Here is a 20,182-nt window from a genome sequence, read left to right on the forward strand (position 1 = left end):
TCAGGCCTTCGCGACCTGCGGCGTCGCGCGGCGCGCCTCGTGCAGCGTGAGCCAGGCGCCCGCGGCGCCGCACACCGCGATCAGCGCCATCCCGAACAGCGAGGGGCCGTCCGGCACGTGGTCGAACACCAGCAGCCCGCCCAGCATCGAGAAGGCGATCTGCGCGTACAGGTAGGGCGTCAGCGTCGCTGCCGGCGCATTGCGGAACGCGAGGATCAGGAAGAAGTGCCCGACGGTGCCCATCAGTCCCATGAAACAGAGGCCTGCCCACAGCCAGGCGCCCTGCACGGGGGCCCACGCGAACGGCAGCGTCAACGAGGCAACGAGCGTGCCCACCCAGCCGGTGTACAGGTGCATCGTGACCGGGTCCTCGGTGCGGGCCAGCTTGCTGGTGAGCACCTGGAACCAGGCATTGCTCACCACCAGCCCCAGCGGCAGCAACATCGCCCAGCTGAACGTCTCGCCGCCGGGGCGGATGATCACCAGCGTCCCGGCAAAGCCGCCGGCCACCAGCGACCAGCGCAATGCGGAGACGTGTTCCTTCAGCACCGTGGCGGCCAGCAGCGTGACCGCCAGCGGCGCCATCATCACGATCGCCGTGAATTCGCCCACCGGCATGTAGCGCAGGCTGGTGAACGCCAGCAGGCTGCTGGTGAGCAGCAACAGGCCGCGCAGCACCTGGAACGGCAGGTGCCGCGTGCGCAGCACGGTCCAGCCGCGCCAGGGCAGCACGACGGCGGTCGTGGCGACGGCCTGGAACGCGTAGCGGAACCACAGGGCCATCAGCAGCGGCACCAAGGGGCTGACCGCCTTGGTGGTGGTGTCGAGGGCGGAGAAGCAGGCGCAGGCGCCCAGCACGAGCAGGATGCCCAGCAAGCCATGCTTGCCGCGCGGCGCCGCCGTCACCGGATGCGGTCGGCGAGCAGCTCCCACACCGGCGTGAGCTCGCCCGGCAGGAAGGGCAGCTGGCCGAGATCGGTGTGGCTCTCGTCGGGGCTGTGGAAGTCGCTGCCGCGCGAGGCGGCCAGGCCGAACTCGCGCGCGGTGTCGGCGTAGCGCATCGCCTCGGCCGCGGTGTGGCTGCCGGTCACCACTTCCACGCCACGGCCGCCGTGCGCCTTGAATTCGGTGAACAGCGCGTATTCCTCGGTCGCCGTGAAGCGGTAGCGGGCCGGGTGCGCGATGACGGCGGCGCCGCCGGCTTCGCTGATCCAGCGCACCGCGTCCTTCAGCGACGCCCAGCGGTGCGGCACGAAGCCCGGCTTGCCGTCGGTGAGGTACCGGCGGAACACTTCGCTGGTGTCCTTGCAGACGCCGGTCTCGACCAGGAAGCGCGCGAAGTGGGTGCGCGAGATCAGCTCGGGGTTGCCGACGTACTTCAGCGCGCCTTCGTAGGCGCCGCGGATGCCGACCTTCTCGAGCTGCGCGCTCATCTCCTGCGCGCGGGCGCCGCGGCCCCCCCGCGTGGCCTGCAGGCCTTCGTGCATGCGCGGGTCCTCGGCGTCGAAGCCCAGGCCGACGATGTGCACCGTCTCGCTCGCGAAGGTCACCGAGATCTCGGTGCCCGTGAGGTACTTCATGCCATGCGCATGCGCCGCCGCCATGGCGCGCTGCTGGCCGCCGATCTCGTCGTGGTCGGTGAGCGCCCACAGCTCGACCCCATTGGCGGCGGCACGCGCCGCCAGTGCCTCGGGCGTGAGCGTGCCGTCGGACACCACGGAATGGCAGTGCAGGTCGGCGTTCAGGATGGGCACCCCTCGATTGTCGCTCAGGGCGCGCAACGCGAGCCGGCGAGGGTCCTGGTCAGTTCAGCGCGCCGGCCGCCAGGCGCAGGTCGGCGCTGGTGCGCAGCGCGCAACGGAGGGCGACTTCGAGGCCGCGCGCCAGCTGCTCCAGCGTCATCGAGGGCGCGCCCTGCTGCGGCAGCCAGGGCACGTGCACCAGGCCGCCTCGCGTACCGGCCCAGGCGGGCTGCGCCAGCAGGTGCATCAGGCCGTAGAACACGTGGTTGCACACGAAGGTGCCGGCCGTCTGCGACACGTCGCCGCGGATGCCTTCGGCCAGCAGCGCGGCCAGCATCGCCTTGATGGGCAAGGTCGTGAAATACGCCGCCGGCCCGCCTTCCACCACCGGCGTGTCGACCGGCTGGGCGCCGGCGTTGTCCGGGATGCGGGCGTCGTTGACGTTGATCGCGACGCGCTCCAGCGAGATGGCCGCCCGGCCGCCGGCCTGCCCGGTGCAGACGACCAGCGCCGGCCGGTGCTGGCCCAGCAGCTCCCGCAGGACGTGGAGCGACTGGCCGAACCGGGTGGGCAGCTGGGCGGCGACGACGACGTGGCCGTCCAGCTCGCGGCCGTCGAGCGCCTGCACGGCCAGCCAGCTGGGATTGACGGGCTGGCCGCCGAACGGGTCGAACCCGGTGAGCAGGATGCGGGGTTGGCCGACAGGGCGCTCGGGGCGGGCGCTTAGCATCGGCTCACTGTAGCGGAGGTGAGCCATGCGCTGGGAAGGCGAACAAGGATCGGGCAACGTCGAGGACTACCGCGGCTCCGGCGGGGGCGGTGGGGGCGGATTCCGCCTCGGTGGCGGCCTGAGCATCGGCGCGATCGTCATCGCGCTGGTCGGCGGCGCCATCTTCGGGATCAATCCGTTGACGATCCTGGGCCTGCTCAGTGGCGGCGGGCCAGCGCCCGTGCAGCAACAGCAGGCCCACCAGCCGCCCGCGAATGACAAGACCGCACAGTTCGTGTCGGTGGTGCTGGCCAACACCGAGCAGGTCTGGACCCAGGTGTTCGCGCAGGGTGGCGCGCGCTACCAGCCGCCCAAGCTGGCGCTGTACGACGGTGCGATCCGGACGGGGTGCGGGTCGGGCCAGGCCGCCATGGGGCCGTTCTACTGCCCGGCCGACCAGAAGGTGTACATCGACCTGTCGTTCTACCGGACGCTGCGCGAGCGCCTGGGCGCGCCCGGCGAGTTCGCGCAGGCGTACGTGATCGCGCACGAGGTCGGCCACCACGTGCAGCACCTGCTGGGCATCTCCGACCGCGTCGACCAGCAGCGGGCGCGCGGCAGCCAGGCGCAGGGCAATGCGATGAGCGTGCGGCTGGAATTGCAGGCGGACTGCTTCGCGGGCGTCTGGGCGCACCACTCGCAGGAGTCCAAGGGCTGGCTGGACCCGGGCGACATCGAAGCGGCGCTGAACGCCGCCCAGAAGATCGGGGACGACACGCTGCAGCGCTCCGCCGGCCGCGCCGTGGTCCCGGAAAGCTTCACGCACGGCAGCAGCGCGCAGCGCCAGCGCTGGTTCAACACCGGGTGGCAGAGCGGCAGCGTGAAGTCCTGCGATACCTTCAGCGCGCAGTCGCTGTAACAGCGCGACCGCGGGGTCAAATCCGCCCCAAGCCGGCCTCGCAGCCCCGCGTGGGACAATACGCGGTTGATGACTGCATCCTTCTCCAACCTGTCGCTGGCTGAGCCGCTGGCGCGCGCCGTGGCCGACATGGGCTACGAGCAGATGACGCCGATCCAGGCGCAGGCGATCCCCGTGGTGCTCACCGGCCGTGACGTGATGGGCGCCGCCCAGACCGGCACCGGCAAGACGGCCGCCTTCTCGCTCCCGCTCCTGCAGCGCCTGCTCAAGCACGAGAACACCTCCACGTCCCCCGCGCGCCACCCCGTGCGCGCGCTGGTGCTGCTGCCCACGCGCGAACTCGCGGACCAGGTGGCCCAGCAGGTCAAGCTGTACGCCAAGCACACCAACCTGCGCAGCACGGTCGTGTTCGGCGGCATCGACATGAAGCCGCAGACGGCCGAGCTGAAACGTGGCGTCGAAATCCTGGTCGCCACGCCCGGCCGGCTGCTGGACCACATCGAGGCCAAGAACGCGGTGCTCAACCAGGTCGAGTACGTCGTGCTCGACGAGGCCGACCGCATGCTGGACATCGGCTTCCTGCCCGACCTGCAGCGCATCCTGTCGTACCTGCCCAAGCAGCGCACCACGCTGCTGTTCTCCGCCACCTTCTCGCCCGAGATCAAGCGGCTGGCCAACAGCTACCTGAAGGACCCGGTGGTCGTCGAGGTGTCGCGGCCGAACGCGACCGCGTCGACCGTGGAGCAGCACTTCTACAGCGTGAGCGACGACGACAAGCGGCGCGCGGTCAAGCAGATCGTGCGCCAGCGCGGCATCAGCCAGGCGTTCGTGTTCGTCAACAGCAAGCTCGGGTGCGCACGCCTGGCGCGTTCGCTGGAGCGCGACGGCCTCAAGGCCACCGCGATGCACGGCGACAAGTCGCAGGACGAGCGCCTGAAGTCGCTGGCCGCGTTCAAGGCGGGTGAAGTCGACCTGCTGGTGGCCACCGACGTCGCCGCGCGCGGCCTGGACATCAAGGACGTGCCCGCCGTCTTCAACTTCGACGTGCCGTTCAACGCCGAGGACTACGTGCACCGCATCGGACGCACGGGCCGCGCCGGCGCATCGGGCCTGGCGGTGACGCTGGTGTCGAACAGCGACGCGCGCCTGGTCGCCGACCTCGAGAAGCTGCTGAAGAAGAAGATCGACCTCGAGGCGATCGAGTGGGACGACGAGCGCCCGCGCGGCCGCATCAACGACGGTCGCCGCACCTGGCGCGATCGCGGCGAGACGGGGGACGAGCGCGACGCGATGGACTCGCAGCGCGAGCGCACGCGCGCGCCGCGACGTGACGAGCCGCCTCGCTACGCGCCCGCGCAGGCGCCCGCCGACCCGTTCTTCGCCCAGCCCTACGAGCCGCCGGCGGAAGACGTCCAGCCGGCCTGGGAAGGCGACAAGAAGGCCGCGCCCAGCAAGGTGTCGTCGAACATCAAGAGCGCCAAGCGCAAAGTCGCGGCGCTGTTCAAGACGCCGCAATAGGCGTTCACGACGAAATCGCTTCGCGATTCCGTTGTGGCGCCTAGTCCCCGCCAGGCTCCTGCGCCTGCGGGCACTTCACCTGCACCACTTCGCGTGATCCCGTGACGGGATCGAAGCGCAGCGCGCTCAGGCAGCCGCCCCACACGCAGCCCGTGTCGAGCGCGATCAGGTCGTCGCGAAGCAGCAGCCCGAGTTGCGACCAGTGCCCGAACGCCACCGGCGCGCCGGCGGTGCGGCGCCCGGGGACGTCGAACCACGCCAGCGTGCTGGGCGGGGCTTCATCGAGGCGGCCCGACGCCTTCAGGTGCATCACGCCGCCGGGCGTGCAGAAGCGCAGGCGCGTGAGCGCGTTGACGATCACGCGCAGGCGGTCGGCGCCTTGCAGGTCGTCGCTCCACGCGTCGGGCAGGTTGCCGTACATCTCGCGGAAGAAGTCGGCGTGCCCCGGCGAACGCAGCGCCGATTCGACTTCGCCGGCGAGCGAGAGCACCTGCGCGACGTCCCACTGCGGCAGCACGCCGCCGTGCAGCATCAGCACGCCGTGCGCGTGCAGCGCCATGCGTTGGTGGCGCAGCCAGTGCAGCAGCGCGTCGCGGTCCGGTGCACCGAGCACCGAATCGATCGTGTCGCCCGGGCGCGCAGCCCGCACGCCTTGCGAGATCGCGAGCAGGCTCAGGTCGTGGTTGCCCAGGAGACACTGCGCCGACCCGTCGAGCGCCATGAGGCGCCGCAACACCTGCGCGGACGCGGGCCCGCGGTTCACGAGGTCGCCTAGCAGGTAGAGGTGGTCGCGGCTGGGGGAGAAGTCCACGTGCCGCAGCAGCCGCGCGAGCGGCTCGTCGCAGCCTTGCACATCCCCGATCAGATACAGTGCCATTCGTGTCGGATTCTCCCCGAGGGCCATGGATTTTCTGCTGATCGCGCTGTTGACGGTGCTCAATGGCGTGTTCGCGATGTCCGAACTCGCCCTCGCCTCCAGCCGCCGGGCGATCCTCCTTGCGAACGCGGAAGAGGGGGACAAGGGCGCCGCGACTGCGCTGCGCCTGCTCGAACACCCCACGCAGTTCCTGTCGACGGTGCAGGTCGGCATCACCTCGATCGGGATGCTCAACGGCATCGTCGGCGAGGCCGCCTTCAGCGCGAAGCTCACGGCCTGGCTGGTCGGCTTCGGCATCGGCGAGGGCGCCGCCGGCATCGCGGCCACCGCCATCGTGGTGGTGCTCATCACCTTCGTCACGATCATCTTCGGCGAGCTGGTGCCCAAGCGCATCGGCCAGCTCTATCCCGAGCAGGTCTCGCGCTCGATCTCGCGGCCGATGGCGTGGATGGCGCGCGCCGCCGGCCCGTTCGTCAAGCTGCTGTCCGCCACCACGCAAGCGGTGCTCAAGCTGCTGCAGATCGACACCGGCCGCGTGCGCATGGTGACCGAGGAGGAGATCCAGCACAGCCTCGAGGAAGGCGTCGATGCCGGCGTCATCGAGGAGCAGGAACACCGGCTGGTGCGCAACGTGTTCCGTCTCGACGATCGTTCGCTCGCATCGCTGATGGTTCCGCGCACCGACCTGGTGTGGTTCGACGCGACGGCCACCGTGGCCGAATGCCTGCTGCGCGCGGGCGGCGACGGTGCGCACTCCTGGTACCCGGTGTGCCGCGGATCGCTCGACGACGTGGTCGGCGTCGTCAGCGTGGCGCGGCTGCTCGCGCTCGGGCCGCAGCACGAGGGTACCGTCGAGGCCCATGCGATCCCGGCGGCGTTCCTGCCCGAAACGCTCAGCGCGATGGAATTGCTGGAGCAGTTCCGCAGCCGCTCGCAGCGCATCGTGTTCGTGGTCGACGAATACGGCGTGGTGCAGGGCCTGGTCACGCCGCGCGACCTGCTGGAAGCGATCACCGGCGAGCTGCGGCCCGAAGCCAACACCGAGGCGTGGGCGACCCCGCGCGACGACGGCTCCTGGCTCCTGGATGGGCTGATGCCCGTCGCGGAGCTCAAGGCAAGGCTGGCGATCCGCGAATTGCCCGAGGAGGACCGCGGCCGCTACAACACGGTCGCGGGCCTGCTGCTGGCCGTGTCGGGCCACCTGCCCACCGTGGGTGAGAAGATCGAGTGCGGCGACTGGCTGTTCGAGGTGGTGGACCTCGACGGGCGCCGCATCGACAAGGTGCTGGCCGCGCCCATGGGGCCGGCGCCGACCGCGGAGGAACGAGGATGACCCAGCTCTATTACGACAAGCCGGTGCTGCTGAACCGGGACACGCACCGCAGGCGCCGCATCAAGCCGGGCAACGGGTTCGGCTTCGCGCGCCGCGCCAATTCGCTGGTGCTGACGGGCGTCGAATTCAACGAGGCCTGCAAGGACTACGCGATCGTCTTCACGCGGCAGGCCGGCGGCCACGTCACGCCCGTCGTGGTGCTGGGACTGCGACACCAGGAGAACCTGTACCTCGACGCGCAGGATCGCTGGACCGCGGCGTACGTGCCTGCGTTCGTGCGCCGCTATCCGTTCGTGCTGGCCGAGCTCGGCGGCGGCCAGATGGGCGTCGCCGTCGACGAAGCCTTCGCTGGCCTCAACGAGCAGGAAGGCGAACCGCTCTTCGACGACAAGGGCGCCAACACGCCCTTCCTGCAGAACGCGCTCGACTTCCTGCAGCGCTACCAGGCCGAACACCAGCGCACGCAGGCGTTCTGCCGCAAGCTCGAGGAAGCCGGCCTGCTGGTGGAGATGAGCGCGCGCGCCGACCTCGTCGACGGCCGCACGTTCACCGTGGCCGGGCTGTTGATCGTCGACGAGAAGAAGCTGCAGGAATTGCCCGACGAGACGGTGTTGTCGCTGTTCCGCACCGGCGAGCTGCACCTGGTGTCGATGCACCTGCTGTCGCTGTCCAACCTCCAGCGCCTGGTGCAACGCATCGGCGAGCGCGGCGGCGCCACGATGTCGCCGGCGCCGCAACCCGGGGCGTGAACGCGGGGCACGCCGTGGCCGCGATCCTGCTGATCGACGACGACCCGCACCAGCGGGCGGTGGCCGCGCTGGTGCTGTCGGAAGCGGGGCACCAGCTGCGCGAGGCGTCCGACGGCGCCGAGGGCCTGCGGCTCGCGCTGGAGCAGCCGCCCGAGCTCGTCGTCTGCGACGTCGTCATGCCCGGCATGAATGGCTACCAGTTCGTCGCCGCGGTGCGCGCCGACGCGGGGCTGTGCACCACGCCCGTCATCCTGCTCACGTCCCTGTCGGGCCGCGCGCAGGTGCGCACCGGCATGACCACCGGCGCCGACGACTACCTGCTCAAGCCCTTCGAGCCGCCCGAGCTGCTGGAGGCGGTGCACTCGCTGCTGGAACGCCGGCGCACGCAGCACGATGCCATCGCCGGCACCGTGCGCCTGGGCGTGGACGAAGCGCTGGCCGAGCAGCGCGAGCAACTTGCCGCGCGCTACGAATCGCAATTGCTGCAGGAGCTCAACGCGCGCTGGAAGGCGGGCATCGACGCCGGCGTGGCGCTCGACTTCGACGTCGCGACCGTGCTGCTGGCGGACGTCTACTCGGTGCTGGAGCACGAGGGCAGCGGCCGCGCCGGCGGGGCGGACCTGCTGCGCCGCGCCCACGAAGCGGCCAGCGACGCGCTGTACCTGTTCGGGGCCGTGCACGTGCTGCCGCACGGGGAGGACGTGCTCGCGGTGTTCCCGCCGACCAGGAAGGGCCAGCCCGAGTTGCTGCGGCCGCTGCGCGCCGCGTGGGCGTTGCAGTCCGCCATCGGCGCCTTGCTGGGTGGCGAGACCGGCGATGCGCCGCAACTGGCGGTGGCGATGGACATCGGGCCGCTCGCGCTGGTGCGGCTGCAGGATCCACTGCACGGTGACGCCGGCGTCGCGCCGGTGCCCGGCGCCACCTTGCAGCGGCTGCAGGCGCTGCGCTCGTTCGCGCAGCAGCAGGCCTGGCCGGTGGTGGCGCCGGAAGCCAGCGTCGGTTTGCTGTCGGACGGGGCGGCGCTCACGGGCCGCCGCAGTGGCGCGTTGCCCGACCTGGGCGGCGCGGCCGTCGAACTGCTGCGGCCGCGGCAGCCCTAGCTTCCCGGAGCCCGCAAAGAAAAATCCCCGCCGCGGCGGGGATTCGATCGTTAGCAGGGCGGCTTCAGAACCGCATGCCGATCGACAGCTTGAGCAGGTCCGGGTTCAGCTTGGCGTCGATGGTCTGGCCGGTCGACAGCGTGGCCTTCGTCTTCAGGAAGGTGCGCGCCCACTGGGCGTCGAAGAAGTACTTGTCGGTGAAGAAGGCCGTCACGCCCAGGCCGGCCGACAGGGCCAGCTTGGAGTCGATCGACAGGCCCGTGCTGCCGCCGACCGGGTTCAGCGGGTTCAGCGCGCTGAGCGCGGCGCTGCCACGCTCGTGCTGGAAGTACGCGTAGGTCAGGCCGCCCATCACGTAGGGACGGATCCGGTCGTTGGGCGACAGGAAGCGGTACTGGCCGAACACGGTGACGGGCAGCGCGCGCACCGAACCGATCTGGCCCACGCCCGCGATGCCGCCGGCGCCGATGATCTTGTGCTTGAAGCCGGCGCCGATCGGCACCTCGATCGACCAGTGGTCGTCGAGCAGCCGCGTGATGCTCACGACGGCCTGCGTGTCGGCCTCGACGTCGATCCGCGTGTTGGGCGCGGAAGGCGCCGACAGCGCGCCGCTGGAGACGTTCGGCTTGATCTGCGCGCCGCCGATGCTGACCATCCAGCGGCCGTCCATCCAGGACGACGATTGCGCGTTGGCGGCCGCCGCGCCGGCGGCCAGGAGGAGGGCGAGCGCGGTGCGCGCGAAGTTCTTGGCTTGATGCATCTTGGTGTCCTTGCGCGAGAGGGTCACAGCCAGCCGGCGCGAGCGAGGGCGCGGCTGATCGAGGCGGCCAGCAGCCGGTGGCCGAACGGCGTCGGGTGGAAGCCGTCCGCGAAGGCGTAGGTGCTGAACCAGCCCGCCGCGGCGCCCGCCGGCGGCGCGGCATTGAGCGTCGTGTCCAGGCAGCTGGCCGGGAAGCCGACGGCCGGGCACACGGGCGTGGTGACGTTCGTCAGCGCGTAGGCGGCCGGGTTGGCCACTTCGTCCGTGAAGTCGGCATAGAAGGGGACGATCGCGACGCGTGCGTCGCCCGCCACCTTGTTGGCCAGTTCCGTGTTGAAGGCGGAGATCCAGGTACGGATCGCGGCTTGCAGCGTCGCGGCAGCGGCGTCGCCCTGCGCGGTGGCCACCTGGCCGAGCACGGCCTTGAAGCGCGGTGTGAGCGACACGTCCGGCATGTCCAGCACGGCGACGTGCGTGGCGCCCTTGTCGAGCAGCGTCGTCTTGAGGGTGTTGTAGTACGAGTCGGCCAGCGCGGTCATGTACAGGCCGGCCGCGATGGCCGGACCGTTCGGTTGCGGCAGAGTCGCCGCGATGGTGGCCGGCGGAAGCACCTGCGCGAGGAAGGTCTGGTACGCGGCCAGGCCCGCGGCGCCGCCGGCGAGGCCGAGGTACGCGGTGATCAGGTCGCGCGCGTCATTGCCGCCGCCGTCGACCAGGATCAGGTCCGTCGGGGTCCATGCCCCGCCGGCAACCTGCAGCGCGGTGGCCAGCTGCATCGGCACCGAGAACGGCGCCGCCGTGCCGCCCTTGGCCGCGGGGTTGGCGATGGCCGAATCGCCGACGGCGTAGTTCGTGCAACCCGCGCGCGTCGTGAACGCCGTGCCGTTGGTCGATGCGAAGAAGGGGCACTGTCCCGACAAGCCGAAGTTCGCGCCCACGATCTCCGGATAGATCGGGTACCCCGCCTGCGGGCTGGCGGCGTTCTGCACGGTGAACTTGGCACCGAAGGTGCCGACGTCGGCCAGGCTGTCCCCCGCGACGATCAGGCGGCTGATCGATTGCTTGGCGGGCGTCGCACTGCCGCCGCCGCCACCGCAAGCCGTGACCAGCGCGGCCGCGGCAAACGCGGTGAGCGCCAGCGCACGGCGGGTCATCTTCAATTGCATGCTGTACCTCTGGATGGAAAAAAAGAACGGTCGTTCGTTTGAGCGGGCACAGCATAAGGGCCGCGCAAGGCGGCCCGTCTGAGGGTTTGTGCGAGGCCGCCCGGGGCGGCGTGGTCAGCGCGCGGTCAGTGCGGCGCGGGCTTGCGGGCGACGTGGTGGAACCACCAGATGCCGCTGGTGTCGTCGCCCTCCCGCAATGGGTGCGGCCCGAGGTTGCCGAAGGTCGCTTCCACCTCGAAGCCGGCCTGCGCCAGCTCGCGCTCCTGCTGCGCCCTCGTGGTGTAGACCACGAGCAGCCCGAAGTCGTGGGCGCCGCAATTGCGCAGCGCCCACGTGTCGTGCTCCTCGTTCGCCGCGCGCAGGCGCAGGTGGTTGGCCCAGCTGCGCGGCATCGACGACAGCGACCGCAGCACGCGCCACCCGAGGCGCAGCGGGTTCGGGCTGAAGGGCACGTGCAGCGCCGGGCGCTCGTGCACGCCCGGGCCTTCGCGGTTGTGCGAGGACACGACGAACAAGCCGCCGGGCCGCAGCACCCGGTGCACTTCGGCCAGCACCTTCGCCCGGTCGCCGGCGGGGACCGAGTCGATGCCGTTGAACGAGAAGACAGCGAGCGCGAACGCGCCGTCGTCGAAGGTGGCCAGGTCGCGGGCGTCCATCTGCTGGAAGCGCACGCCCGGGTGCGCGATGCGGCACGCGGTCACCATCTCCGGCGTGTAGTCGATGCCCACGTACAACGGGCTGATCGGGCGCAGCAGGTCGGTGGTGCGGCCCGCGCCGACGCCGATGTCGAGGATCGGCTCGCCGCGCACCCGCGCCGCGACGGACCCGATCGCGGCCTGTTCGCCGGGGTCGGTCCAGCCATGCAGGTTGCGGTACGTGGCCACCGTGCCGCGCCGCTGCCAGGTGCGCCGGTTGACGCGGTCCGGGTCGAACCTCGGCACCCCGGCCGCCACCTTCGCCACCTCGTGCATGTCGCCTCCCTTCGGGCGCCGCCCGCACAGGATCAACGCCGCGGGCGCACCAACATTCCCGTGCGCCGCGGCGTGCGCGTGTCCAGCGGTAGCGGCAGAGGTGCCGTCGGCAAGGCCTGTTCGGGGGCGTCACCGGCGGTGGCATTCGGCATGCCTGCGCGGGCGCGCGCTTGGCGCGCGAGATGGACGCGGGAGCCGCGCCGGCGCCTAGCGGCCGAACAGGCCGACCGCGCCGATGACGATCAGGTAGATCGCCACGATGAAGTTCAAGAGGCGCGGCATCAGCAGGATCAGCACGCCGGCCACGAGCGCGGCGACCGGCCCGATGTGGGTGGTGAGGTTCATCGTCGTTTTCCCTCGGCGGCCGTCGCCGCCTGGCGCCATCGTCCCGGCCCCTCGCTGCCTCGGCTGTCAGCAGGCCACCCGAAGCACCGTGCGGAAGTGCCGCCTGCCGGGCCGGCTGGCAACGTGCGCCAAGCCCTGCTGTAGGACGGCGCCGCGTCCGGCACGCACAAGGCGTTACAAACGTGTAACCTGTGGTTTCAGTTCGCCCATGACCATCCTCAAGCACTCCGACCTGCGCCTGCTCGCCCAATGGGAGCGCGCGCACCAGGCCGCCCTGCTGGCCGAGATGGCGATCGGTGACCCGCCGACGGGCGTGACCGCGGCGCAAGTCGCCAGCTGGGCCCGCGAAATGCGCGGCGCGGCGGACACCTTGTTCGACGAACTGCTGCGCCGCGAGGCCTTTGGCCGGCTGGATCCCATGCCGTTCCAGCGCCGCCGGCCCCCCGTCGAGGAACCGCCGCCGTTCCTGGCGAGCACATCGCCCGCGCCGCTCTGAGCGGCGGCAGCGGGCTTCCGCTTTCCGGGATCCACCTCCGGCGCGCAGGACGCGCCCTCATGCGCCAAGGGCGCCTTCTCCGTCGTCCCGGAACTCATGCCGGTCCCGGACTTCGTCGGGGCGTGGCTCTCAGGGCTTCGAGAACGCACCGTCGTACTCGCCGTCCGGGCCTGGCGCGCACGCCTCCTGGCGGAACCCGAGGGCGTTCATGCGCGCGGTGAAGACCAGGGCCTCGTACATGCCGTGCAGCCAGACCTCGCGGTAGACCTCGCCTTGGTCGTCGAGGACCCCGACCCGGTACGGCGCCGGACTGGATGGCACGCGCGGCGCAAGCCCCTCGAGGAGCGCGAGGACTTGCGCATCGTCCCGGGGCTCGGGCCGCGGTTTCACCAGCGAGGTGCGCGCAGGAAGGGGCCCGAAGTCCAGGAGGCCCGCGCGGTCGGCGGGCGAGGCCGTATCGCCGAACCAGGCGCGGGGCCTGGCGGGAACCGGATGCGCGTTGTCGATCGTACGAGTCTCCATCCCCATCAAAATTGGCTTCCCTGGCTGCGCGGTATGCTAGGCAGGATCGGGGACGGAAGACTGAGCAAACCTGAGCGCCGGCAGAGCCGCCAGGCGGGGGAATTTCGAGGCACGGCGGCATGAATTCGACCAATGCCAGCGAAGCGGGCGCGCAAGCACCCTTGACCGATACGGGCCCCTGCCGGCCCGTGGACCCCGGCCCTGGCGCCGCTGCAAGCCCGGCGAGCGCCGACCTCACGGACCTGCTGCTCGACGCCATCTGCATCGTCGACCCGCAAGGGCGCTTCCTCTCGATCGAGGGCGCGTGCGAATCCATCTTCGGCTACCGGCCGGAAGAGATGCGCGGCAAGCCGATGATCCAGTTCGTGTACGAGCTGGATCGGCCGCGGACCCTGCAGGCCGTCGAGCGGATCATGGGCGGCTACCTCCAGCGGCACTTCGAGAACCGGTACGTGCGCAAGGACGGCCGGCTCGTGCACATCATGTGGTCGGCCCGCTGGTCGCCGAAGGACGGGGTCCGGGTGGCCGTCGCGCGTGACGTCACCCACCGGCGGCAGGCCGAGGTCATGGCGGAAACGCTGGAAGCGGCGGGCGCCGCCGGGCGGTGGACGCTCCATGGGTCGCCGCCGCGGCTGGTCGCGCCGGGACTGTCGGCGATCCCGCTGTCCGCCCAGGATTACACCGTCCTGCTGGCGCTTGCCAGGGGCGGCAACTGCGTGCGCCGGCGGGAGATCGTCGCAGCCCTGGGCGAGGACTACCTGCAGTACGACCAGCGCCGCCTCGACACGCAGATGCGCAGGCTGCGCCGCAAGGTGCAGGAGCAGGCCGGCGTGAAGCTTCCGGTGGCCACCATGCGCGGCGTCGGCTACCGGTTCTACGAAGACATCGACGTCTTGCCCTAGGGCGTCGACCAGCCCGGCCGTCCGGGCCTGCTCATGTCCCGAGCGCCACGAGCTTGATGACCCCTGCGGCCAGCAGGGCCAGGCCGAGCAGCGTCGCAATGCGATGCCCACCGGGCGCGAGCTTCTCCACCGCGACCGCGACCGCCAGCGCGGCCACCCACGCCAAGTTCATCACGCCGCCGACGAACAGCAGCAGCATCAGTGCCCAGCAGCAGCCCAGGCAGAGCATGCCGTGGCGCAGCCCCATCACGAACGCGCCGGCGACGCCGGGCCGCCATTCGCCGAGCAGGAACCCCAGCGGCGTTCGGCAGGATCGCAGGCACGCGCGCTTGAGCGGCGAGAACTGGTAGATGCCGGCCAGCACGAGCAGCGCGGCCGTGAGCGGCGGCGACGCGCTCAACGCCATCGGGTCCACCCATGCGAGTCCCTGCAAGGCCCACTGCGCCGCGGTGCCTGCGGCGCCGAAGCCGAGCCAGACCAGCACATACGCGGCGCCGAAGGCCCAGGCGCGGACCGGCTCGCCGTTGCGCCGCGCCACCTGGCCGAACGTGAGCAGCATGGGCAGCGCCGCCGGCAACATCATCGCGACCATCATCACGGACCACATGGCCCACGCGGCGAGCACGTTTGCCGCTTCCCAGGCGGCCGACATGGGCATGGTGAGCTGGGCAAACGCGCCGTGCATGTCCAGGGCGAGCCAGGCCAGGAAGGCCCAGCCCGCGACGCTGGTGCCGAGCAACGCGAGCACGCGCGCCGGCTGGTCCGACACGAGATCGGCGAAGCGCGGCGAAGCGCCAGCGGCGGAACCGGAGTGCTGCAGCATCGGTGCGTCCCTCCTGCCCGCGCAAGCGCGGCGCGGGCTGCATCAAGATGGTCCGCAGCGGCCGCGCTGTCAAAGCCTGCGGGTTACAAGTTGCGTTTGAACTGGAGGCCGTCCCGGCCTAACTTGCACTTCGTCGCGGCATCCGAAGGAGCACGGACATGGCCAGCTGGAAGATCAAGGGGCAGTACATGGAGACCTGCAACTGCACGATGCTGTGCCCCTGCATCTGGTCCAACCTGGCGGCGCAGCCCACGGAAGGGGCCTGCGAAGCGGCGGTGGCGCTGCGGATCGACGAGGGCAGCAAGGACGGGGTGAAGCTCGACGGCGTGTGCTTCGTCGTGATGCTGCATTCGCCCGGCCCGATGGGCCAGGGGAACATGACCGTGGGCCTGATCGTCGACGACAAGGCCAGTGACCAGCAGGTGGATGCGATCCGCACCATCGCGACCGGCGAGGCGGGGGGTCCCATGGCCGCGCTCGCTCCGCTGGTCGGCAAGGTCGCCGGCATCGAGAAGCGGCCGATCCGGTTCACGCAGGACGGCCTGAAGTTCTCGCTCACGGCGGGCGAACTCGTGGACCAGGCCTGCGAGGGCCTCGAAAGCATGGTGCAGCCGGGACAGGCCATCGCCATCGACAACGTGGCGCACCCGATCAACTCGCGCCTGTCGCTGGCGAAAGCGACGCGCAGCAAGTTCCACGCGTTCGGCGTCGACTGGGAAGACGTGACGGGCACCCGCAACGGGCACTTCGCGCCGTTCGCGTGGCAGGGCTGAGGACCAACTGGCGCCGTCCGGAAACGGAAAAGCCCGCTACGGATTCCGTAGCGGGCTTTCTTTGTCGTCGTGGTGCCGGAGAGAGGAATCGAACCCCCGACCTTCTCATTACGAATGAGCTGCTCTACCGACTGAGCTACTCCGGCACGCGAAGCCCGCGATTATAGCGGGGTCGAGGGGGTCGCTTCCTCCAGGACGGACGCGGGCGGCTCGGGGGTGGCGGGGTGCCGGCGGGCGGGCAGCGGCCGCTGCGCCAGGTGCCGCAGCAACTCGCGCGCGACGTGCTCGCGGTTGCCCGGCCGCGAGAAGGTGTGGTCGGCGTCCGGAACGTAGGCCATGCGGAAGTTCGGGTGCGCGCGCATGCGGCGGCCCGAGGGGCCGAAGTGGAACTCGACGTAGTCGCGACCGTCGTCGGCCTCGGACACCAGCATCAGCACGTCGGTGCCCCGCGCGCACAGGCGCCGCATCTTGCGCAGCAGGGATTCCTCGTGGCCGCCGAACGACAGCGCGCGCGCCAGGCGCGCCGTTGCCAGGGACAGCATGCGGGTCGCGATCAGCCGCACGTCCACCTGGCCGCGCAGCAGCTTGCGCCAGGCCTCGGCGGTGAACAGCGCGCGACGGTAGTAGTCGCTGGACTTGGCGTACTGCTGCATCGACGACTGCCAGGTGTCGCCGGGCTTGCCGGGTGTCCACTCGAGCAGGCGCGAGTTCATGAGGACCACGCCGTCGGCGCGCTCGTCCACCAGCGCCGTCTGGAACGCCAGGTAGGAGCCCGAGCAGATGCCCAGCAGCACGAACTCGCGGCAGCCACGCTGCGCCAGCGCGTCGATGGCGGCGCGCACGTCCTGCGCCGATGCCCGCTCGTACAGCGTGCCGGCCTTCTGCCCCGACGCGGCCGGGCTGTCGCCGATGCCGGCGATGTCCAGGCGCAGCACCGCATGCCCCGCGGCAGCCAGCGTGCGCGCGAGCCCCACGTACACGCGGTGCGGGCCGACGCGATAGTTGCCGCCGACGTTGAGCAGCAGCAGCCCGGTCTGGCCGGCGCGGTCGTTCGCGCGGCCCTCCGCGGGTTCGGTGACCACGCCGACCAGCGAGCCACCGGCACCGCAGCGCACCAGGGACTCGCGGACCGGGCCGCTTTGCCTCCAGCAAGGATCTTCGACCGGTGGCGCGACGACATCCGCGCGGACGCGCGCCGCCGGCGAGGAAGCGAACCAGTTTTCAATTTCGCGCAGCGTCGCCGCGTCGAGCACACCCGCCCGCGGCTCGTCGACCATCGCCGCATAGCCCGGCAGCACGCGGTAGTCGACGTCCATGCCGAGCGCGCGCAGCGACTTCGGCAGCGGGCCTTCGGCCGACAGGTCGTCGCGGCCGATCACCAGCGCGCGGCGTGCCGGTGCCGTCGTGGCGGCCTTCGCCGGATCGAGCGCCTGCAACTCCACGAGCGTCGGCGCCGTGTAGCGCTCGCCCATCGCATGCAGCATGCCTTCGTCATCCTGCACGCCGGCCGCGCGCATCTCGCGCACGAAAGCCTTGCCGCTCGCGCATGGCGCCCACAGCAGCAGGCTGTCGACGCCGCCTTCGCGCGCGGCGGCTTCCAGCGCGAACGTGGCGCCCAGCCGGATCCCCAGCAGCGCGACCGATTGCGCCTGCGAATGGCGGCGTGCCTGCTCAATGGCAGCGACCGTGCTGTCGACCCACGCGTTCACGCGCGCGGCGTCCATGCCATCGCCGCTGGAATCGCCGGTGCCGTGGTAGTCGAACCGGAACACGGGGAAGCCTGCCTCGGCCAGCGTGGTCGCCAGTTGCACCTGCGTCGGGTAGCTGCACACCGCTTCGTGCCCCATGGGCGGGCACAGCACGATGGCCATGTCGCGCCACGGCAGCGCCGGTGGGTGGTACCAGCCGAAGCACCAGTCGCCCGCGGCGTCGAACGTCAGCGCGACGGGGGGAAGGGCGGGGACGTGCGTGGTCATGCGGCCTCCAGCGGCAGCGAGCCGGCAAGGTTCAGCGCATGCACGGTGCCTGCGAGATCGGCATGAGGAGCGACGCGTTCCAGTTGCACCACGCGCGATTCGCCCGGCACCAGGTGGAAGTGGTCGTCGCTTGCGCGCCAGCCCGGGAGGTCCAGGTGCACGCCGACGGCCCACTCGCGCGTGGCCAGCGCCAGCCTCGCGTGCGTGTCGTCGATGCGTTGCAGCGAGCCTTCGAGGCCGAGGTCGCGACGGCGAGCCGCGGCGAGCGGCCCGATGCCGAGCGGGAAGTGCACGGCGCGCGAGAGTTCGGCGCCCTCGCGATCGAGCAGCCGCACGCGGAGCAGCTCGCAGGCCGGCGGGCCGAAGCGCCAGGCGTGGTTCAAGTCCATGAAGTGGTCCAGCAAGTCGAGCAGGGGCACCGCGGTTGCGGTGCGCCCGGGAAGTCGTAGCGCCTTCTCACCCTCGGCGATGCGCACGTCGCCGTCGCGCCACGCTTCCAGCACCAGCCGGACGTCGAGCGCTTGCGCTCCATCGTTGGTCGCATGGGCGACGAGTCCGTTGCCGCCCTCGTCGGTGACGGCGACCGCGAGCGGCGCCCACACCCGGCGCAGCGCATGGAAGGCGGACTTGGGCGCGCCGGTCTCGTCCAGCACGCCCCAGCCCGCGCCCGCCCAGAAGTCGCGCAGCTGCAGCAGCAAGGCGCCGCCGCAAGCGCTGTTCGCGCGGCGCCACTCGGCGTACGCCGCGCCCATCACCTCGGCGATCGCGCAGCGGCCCAGCGCTAGGTAGCGGTCGTGGTCGGCATGCCGCAACCGCATCGGGTCCTCGCCGAACAGTTCGCGCACGTAGTGGTCACGCACGTCGTCGAAGTCCCAGCCGGCACCCAGGTCGCGCGGCGAACGCGATTTCCAGGCGGGGTGGTGCGCGCGCGTGGCCAGCCCGCCCGGCATGCGCGCGAGGGCCGCGTCATCCGGGATGCAGGCGAAGGCCAGGCACTCGGTGGCGAAGCGCAAGTTGCTGCGCCGCGCGTCCGCGATCGGACGCTCGTAGGCGCCGACGCCGTAGTACGAGGTGGTGCCTGCATCGGCGACGTGCGGGAACGAGCCCCCGTGCGCGCTCGAAGGCCAGTACGCGGCCCCGGGCGCGAACTCTTCGCACAGGCGCGCGGCCGTTTCGTCGAAGAAGGGCATGCGCCACTGCTCGCGCGGCACGCCCCACATCGCGGCCTGCTGCTCGACCTCGCTGTTGCCGCACAGCACCGCGACGCACGCATGCGAACCGAGCCGCTGCGCCTGCTCGCGCACCTCACGCTCCGCAAGCGCGGCGAACGCGGCATCGCCGAACGGGTAATCCATGCTCGCGAACTGGAAGTCGTGCCAGACCAGCAGCCCCAGCTCGTCGCACAGCTCGTAGAAAGGCGGCTCCTCTTCCACCAGCGTCCCGGCCAGCCGCAGCATGTTGGCGCCCGCACTCCGCAACTGTTCGAGGGCGGCGCGGCACTGGTCGCGCGAGGAGCGCAGGCTGACCGGATCCAGCGGCGTCCAGCCACCGCCACGGCAGAACACGCGTTCGCCGTTGACACGCAGTGTGAAGCCGCCATCGGCCTGGTCGATCGCGATGCTGCGGAAGCCCACGCGCCCGAGCGGCACGCCGGCCCGCGAGCCGTCGCGTCCCTGCAACCGCAGCTGCGCGCGATAGAGCACCGGCTCGCCATGCGTGTGCGGCCACCAGAGCGCCGGCTCGGCGATCGTGACGCGCGCGCCAGCGCCGTCGGCCGATGCGGAGAGTGGTGCCACGTGCTCATGCCCATGGCGATCGATCAGCACGAGTTCCGCCGCATCGAGGTCCTTGAGCCAGCCCTCCGGCGCATCGACCCGCAGGTCGCACCAGCCGCGCGTCCCGTCGAGGCCGTTGGCCAAGCGATGGCGAAGCTCCGATCCCCACACGATGGGGCGCCACGGCCCGACCGGCGCGACCGGCGGCGACCAGCCCGGCGTGCGACCGAGCAGCGTCGTGCGCAGCCACCGCAGTTGCTGGTGCGCGACCATGGGCGTGCGCCAGCGCGGGCGCGGGCGGCGGCGCGCCAGTTCCGGCGCGAGCGCGGCGAAGCGCATCGCCAGCAGGTTGTCCCGAGGTTTCAGGTGATCGCGCACCGGCACGCGGTGGGCGAGGAACATGGACTGGCTGTCCAGGATGGATGCGCCGTTGAGCGAGACCTGCGCGAGCGTTGCGAGGCCGTCGAAGCACAAGGTGTCCAGCCCTTCCGGGGGCGCGTCGAAACGTGCTTCGAACCACCAGTCCTCGGCATCGAAGTCGCGCGCGGCGCCATCGATCGACCAGCGGCCGGCATCGCGCAGGCAAGCGGCGACGGTCTTCGGCTCGCGGATCTCGATCCAGCCGCCGTTGTCGTCGTGCACCGGCTCCCCCGGCGGCGTGGCGCGCATCCGCCATCGCGCGGCCAGGGGCTCGCGCGCGAACGGGGCCAGGGCCGCCGCGCGCAT

Annotated in this window: 20 protein-coding genes and 1 tRNA gene; 8 read left to right on the plus strand and 13 right to left on the minus strand. The window is 71.2% G+C overall.

The features are described from left to right. The 3 genes from I8E28_RS06135 to pcp are packed head-to-tail and all read right to left on the minus strand — an operon-like array spanning position 1 to position 2,472. Positions 1-906 carry an EamA family transporter gene (locus tag I8E28_RS06135; RefSeq protein ID WP_200787113.1) on the minus strand — a complete coding sequence of 302 codons (906 nt, stop codon included), beginning with the start codon at positions 904-906 and terminating at the stop codon, positions 1-3. Then, complete coding sequence (locus tag I8E28_RS06140) at positions 903-1,754, minus strand: 3',5'-nucleoside bisphosphate phosphatase (RefSeq protein WP_200787114.1); 852 nt, start codon at positions 1,752-1,754, stop codon at positions 903-905. The genes I8E28_RS06135 and I8E28_RS06140 overlap by 4 nt, the downstream gene beginning before the upstream one ends. Before the next feature lie 49 nt (positions 1,755-1,803). Continuing rightward, the gene (gene pcp / locus I8E28_RS06145; RefSeq protein WP_200787115.1) at positions 1,804-2,472 is read right to left on the minus strand and encodes a pyroglutamyl-peptidase I; all 669 of its coding nucleotides are present in this window, start codon (positions 2,470-2,472) and stop codon (positions 1,804-1,806) included. A 25-nt stretch (positions 2,473-2,497) separates the two neighbouring features. Between pcp and ypfJ the strand changes: the two genes are divergently transcribed. Continuing rightward, a complete protein-coding gene (gene ypfJ, locus I8E28_RS06150; RefSeq protein ID WP_200787116.1) occupies positions 2,498-3,370 on the plus strand; it encodes a KPN_02809 family neutral zinc metallopeptidase in 873 nt (290 codons plus the stop codon). A 69-nt stretch (positions 3,371-3,439) separates the two neighbouring features. Continuing rightward, a complete protein-coding gene (locus I8E28_RS06155; protein ID WP_200787117.1) occupies positions 3,440-4,888 on the plus strand; it encodes a DEAD/DEAH box helicase in 1,449 nt (482 codons plus the stop codon). 40 nt (positions 4,889-4,928) lie between these two features. Here I8E28_RS06155 and I8E28_RS06160 read toward each other — a convergent pair whose 3' ends face one another. Next, entirely contained in the window at positions 4,929-5,765 is an 837-nt protein-coding gene (locus I8E28_RS06160) for a symmetrical bis(5'-nucleosyl)-tetraphosphatase (protein WP_200787118.1), read from the minus strand. Positions 5,766-5,790: 25 nt separating this feature from the next. On the opposite strand from I8E28_RS06160, the gene I8E28_RS06165 reads away from it, so the two are divergent. Genes I8E28_RS06165 through I8E28_RS06175 form a run of 3 tightly spaced genes read left to right on the plus strand, consistent with a single transcriptional unit; the run spans position 5,791 to position 8,947 of the window. After that, positions 5,791-7,098, plus strand: coding sequence for a hemolysin family protein (locus tag I8E28_RS06165; RefSeq protein WP_200787119.1), 1,308 nt, complete (start codon positions 5,791-5,793; stop codon positions 7,096-7,098). Beyond that, entirely contained in the window at positions 7,095-7,847 is a 753-nt protein-coding gene (locus I8E28_RS06170; RefSeq protein WP_200787120.1) for a SapC family protein, read from the plus strand. The genes I8E28_RS06165 and I8E28_RS06170 overlap by 4 nt, the downstream gene beginning before the upstream one ends. Beyond that, positions 7,844-8,947, plus strand: a complete 1,104-nt coding sequence (locus I8E28_RS06175; protein ID WP_200787121.1) for a response regulator — start codon at positions 7,844-7,846, stop codon at positions 8,945-8,947. The genes I8E28_RS06170 and I8E28_RS06175 overlap by 4 nt, the downstream gene beginning before the upstream one ends. A gap of 64 nt (positions 8,948-9,011) precedes the next feature. On the opposite strand, the gene I8E28_RS06180 is transcribed toward I8E28_RS06175, so the two are convergent. The 4 genes from I8E28_RS06180 to I8E28_RS06195 all read right to left on the minus strand — a co-directional run bounded on the left by I8E28_RS06180 (position 9,012) and on the right by I8E28_RS06195 (position 12,189). Continuing rightward, entirely contained in the window at positions 9,012-9,707 is a 696-nt protein-coding gene (locus tag I8E28_RS06180) for an OmpW/AlkL family protein (RefSeq protein ID WP_200787122.1), read from the minus strand. A 23-nt stretch (positions 9,708-9,730) separates the two neighbouring features. Next, on the minus strand, positions 9,731-10,873 hold the full coding sequence (locus I8E28_RS06185; protein ID WP_239027191.1) for an SGNH/GDSL hydrolase family protein: 1,143 nt from the start codon (positions 10,871-10,873) through the stop codon (positions 9,731-9,733). Positions 10,874-10,998: 125 nt separating this feature from the next. Beyond that, entirely contained in the window at positions 10,999-11,844 is an 846-nt protein-coding gene (locus tag I8E28_RS06190) for a class I SAM-dependent methyltransferase (protein ID WP_200787123.1), read from the minus strand. A 207-nt stretch (positions 11,845-12,051) separates the two neighbouring features. Beyond that, positions 12,052-12,189: a DUF3096 domain-containing protein gene (locus I8E28_RS06195; protein ID WP_200787124.1), complete on the minus strand. Its 138-nt coding sequence runs from the start codon at positions 12,187-12,189 to the stop codon at positions 12,052-12,054. A 208-nt stretch (positions 12,190-12,397) separates the two neighbouring features. Between I8E28_RS06195 and I8E28_RS06200 the strand changes: the two genes are divergently transcribed. Then, entirely contained in the window at positions 12,398-12,685 is a 288-nt protein-coding gene (locus tag I8E28_RS06200) for a hypothetical protein (protein WP_200787125.1), read from the plus strand. Between the two features lie 129 nt (positions 12,686-12,814). Here I8E28_RS06200 and I8E28_RS06205 read toward each other — a convergent pair whose 3' ends face one another. Next, entirely contained in the window at positions 12,815-13,207 is a 393-nt protein-coding gene (locus I8E28_RS06205) for a hypothetical protein (protein WP_200787126.1), read from the minus strand. 119 nt (positions 13,208-13,326) lie between these two features. On the opposite strand from I8E28_RS06205, the gene I8E28_RS06210 reads away from it, so the two are divergent. Continuing rightward, entirely contained in the window at positions 13,327-14,109 is a 783-nt protein-coding gene (locus I8E28_RS06210; protein ID WP_200787127.1) for a PAS domain S-box protein, read from the plus strand. A 31-nt stretch (positions 14,110-14,140) separates the two neighbouring features. On the opposite strand, the gene I8E28_RS06215 is transcribed toward I8E28_RS06210, so the two are convergent. Next, on the minus strand, positions 14,141-14,932 hold the full coding sequence (locus I8E28_RS06215; RefSeq protein ID WP_200787128.1) for a DUF2182 domain-containing protein: 792 nt from the start codon (positions 14,930-14,932) through the stop codon (positions 14,141-14,143). A gap of 158 nt (positions 14,933-15,090) precedes the next feature. Here I8E28_RS06215 and I8E28_RS06220 point away from each other — a divergent pair, with 158 nt between their 5' ends. Then, positions 15,091-15,705 carry a DUF1326 domain-containing protein gene (locus I8E28_RS06220; protein WP_200787129.1) on the plus strand — a complete coding sequence of 205 codons (615 nt, stop codon included), beginning with the start codon at positions 15,091-15,093 and terminating at the stop codon, positions 15,703-15,705. Between the two features lie 70 nt (positions 15,706-15,775). Here the strand turns inward: I8E28_RS06220 and I8E28_RS06225 are convergent. The 3 genes from I8E28_RS06225 to I8E28_RS06235 form a co-directional block, all read right to left on the minus strand. Further along, positions 15,776-15,851, minus strand: a tRNA-Thr gene (locus I8E28_RS06225). A gap of 15 nt (positions 15,852-15,866) precedes the next feature. Continuing rightward, the gene (locus tag I8E28_RS06230) at positions 15,867-17,681 is read right to left on the minus strand and encodes an alpha/beta fold hydrolase (RefSeq protein ID WP_200787130.1); all 1,815 of its coding nucleotides are present in this window, start codon (positions 17,679-17,681) and stop codon (positions 15,867-15,869) included. Then, complete coding sequence (locus I8E28_RS06235) at positions 17,678-20,182, minus strand: glycoside hydrolase family 2 protein (RefSeq protein WP_200787131.1); 2,505 nt, start codon at positions 20,180-20,182, stop codon at positions 17,678-17,680. Before I8E28_RS06235 ends, I8E28_RS06230 begins: the two co-directional genes overlap by 4 nt.

This window comes from Ramlibacter algicola (assembly GCF_016641735.1).
Classification (GTDB): Bacteria; Pseudomonadota; Gammaproteobacteria; order Burkholderiales; family Burkholderiaceae_C; genus Ramlibacter; species Ramlibacter algicola.

What these genes read in the sequence shown, in the direction of transcription:
- I8E28_RS06195 (WP_200787124.1), bottom strand. Translation starts at nt 12,189, where the DNA reads ATGAACCTCACCACCCACATCGGGCCGGTCGCCGCGCTCGTGGCCGGC.
- I8E28_RS06180 (WP_200787122.1), bottom strand. Translation starts at nt 9,707, where the DNA reads ATGCATCAAGCCAAGAACTTCGCGCGCACCGCGCTCGCCCTCCTCCTG.
- I8E28_RS06205 (WP_200787126.1), bottom strand. Translation starts at nt 13,207, where the DNA reads ATGGAGACTCGTACGATCGACAACGCGCATCCGGTTCCCGCCAGGCCC.
- I8E28_RS06200 (WP_200787125.1), top strand. Translation starts at nt 12,398, where the DNA reads ATGACCATCCTCAAGCACTCCGACCTGCGCCTGCTCGCCCAATGGGAG.
- I8E28_RS06220 (WP_200787129.1), top strand. Translation starts at nt 15,091, where the DNA reads ATGGCCAGCTGGAAGATCAAGGGGCAGTACATGGAGACCTGCAACTGC.
- I8E28_RS06235 (WP_200787131.1), bottom strand. Translation starts at nt 20,182, where the DNA reads ATGCGCGCGGCGGCCCTGGCCCCGTTCGCGCGCGAGCCCCTGGCCGCG.
- I8E28_RS06210 (WP_200787127.1), top strand. Translation starts at nt 13,327, where the DNA reads ATGAATTCGACCAATGCCAGCGAAGCGGGCGCGCAAGCACCCTTGACC.
- I8E28_RS06165 (WP_200787119.1), top strand. Translation starts at nt 5,791, where the DNA reads ATGGATTTTCTGCTGATCGCGCTGTTGACGGTGCTCAATGGCGTGTTC.
- I8E28_RS06170 (WP_200787120.1), top strand. Translation starts at nt 7,095, where the DNA reads ATGACCCAGCTCTATTACGACAAGCCGGTGCTGCTGAACCGGGACACG.
- I8E28_RS06190 (WP_200787123.1), bottom strand. Translation starts at nt 11,844, where the DNA reads ATGCACGAGGTGGCGAAGGTGGCGGCCGGGGTGCCGAGGTTCGACCCG.
- I8E28_RS06155 (WP_200787117.1), top strand. Translation starts at nt 3,440, where the DNA reads ATGACTGCATCCTTCTCCAACCTGTCGCTGGCTGAGCCGCTGGCGCGC.
- I8E28_RS06230 (WP_200787130.1), bottom strand. Translation starts at nt 17,681, where the DNA reads ATGACCACGCACGTCCCCGCCCTTCCCCCCGTCGCGCTGACGTTCGAC.
- pcp (WP_200787115.1), bottom strand. Translation starts at nt 2,472, where the DNA reads ATGCTAAGCGCCCGCCCCGAGCGCCCTGTCGGCCAACCCCGCATCCTG.
- I8E28_RS06160 (WP_200787118.1), bottom strand. Translation starts at nt 5,765, where the DNA reads ATGGCACTGTATCTGATCGGGGATGTGCAAGGCTGCGACGAGCCGCTC.
- ypfJ (WP_200787116.1), top strand. Translation starts at nt 2,498, where the DNA reads ATGCGCTGGGAAGGCGAACAAGGATCGGGCAACGTCGAGGACTACCGC.
- I8E28_RS06185 (WP_239027191.1), bottom strand. Translation starts at nt 10,873, where the DNA reads ATGCAATTGAAGATGACCCGCCGTGCGCTGGCGCTCACCGCGTTTGCC.
- I8E28_RS06215 (WP_200787128.1), bottom strand. Translation starts at nt 14,932, where the DNA reads ATGCTGCAGCACTCCGGTTCCGCCGCTGGCGCTTCGCCGCGCTTCGCC.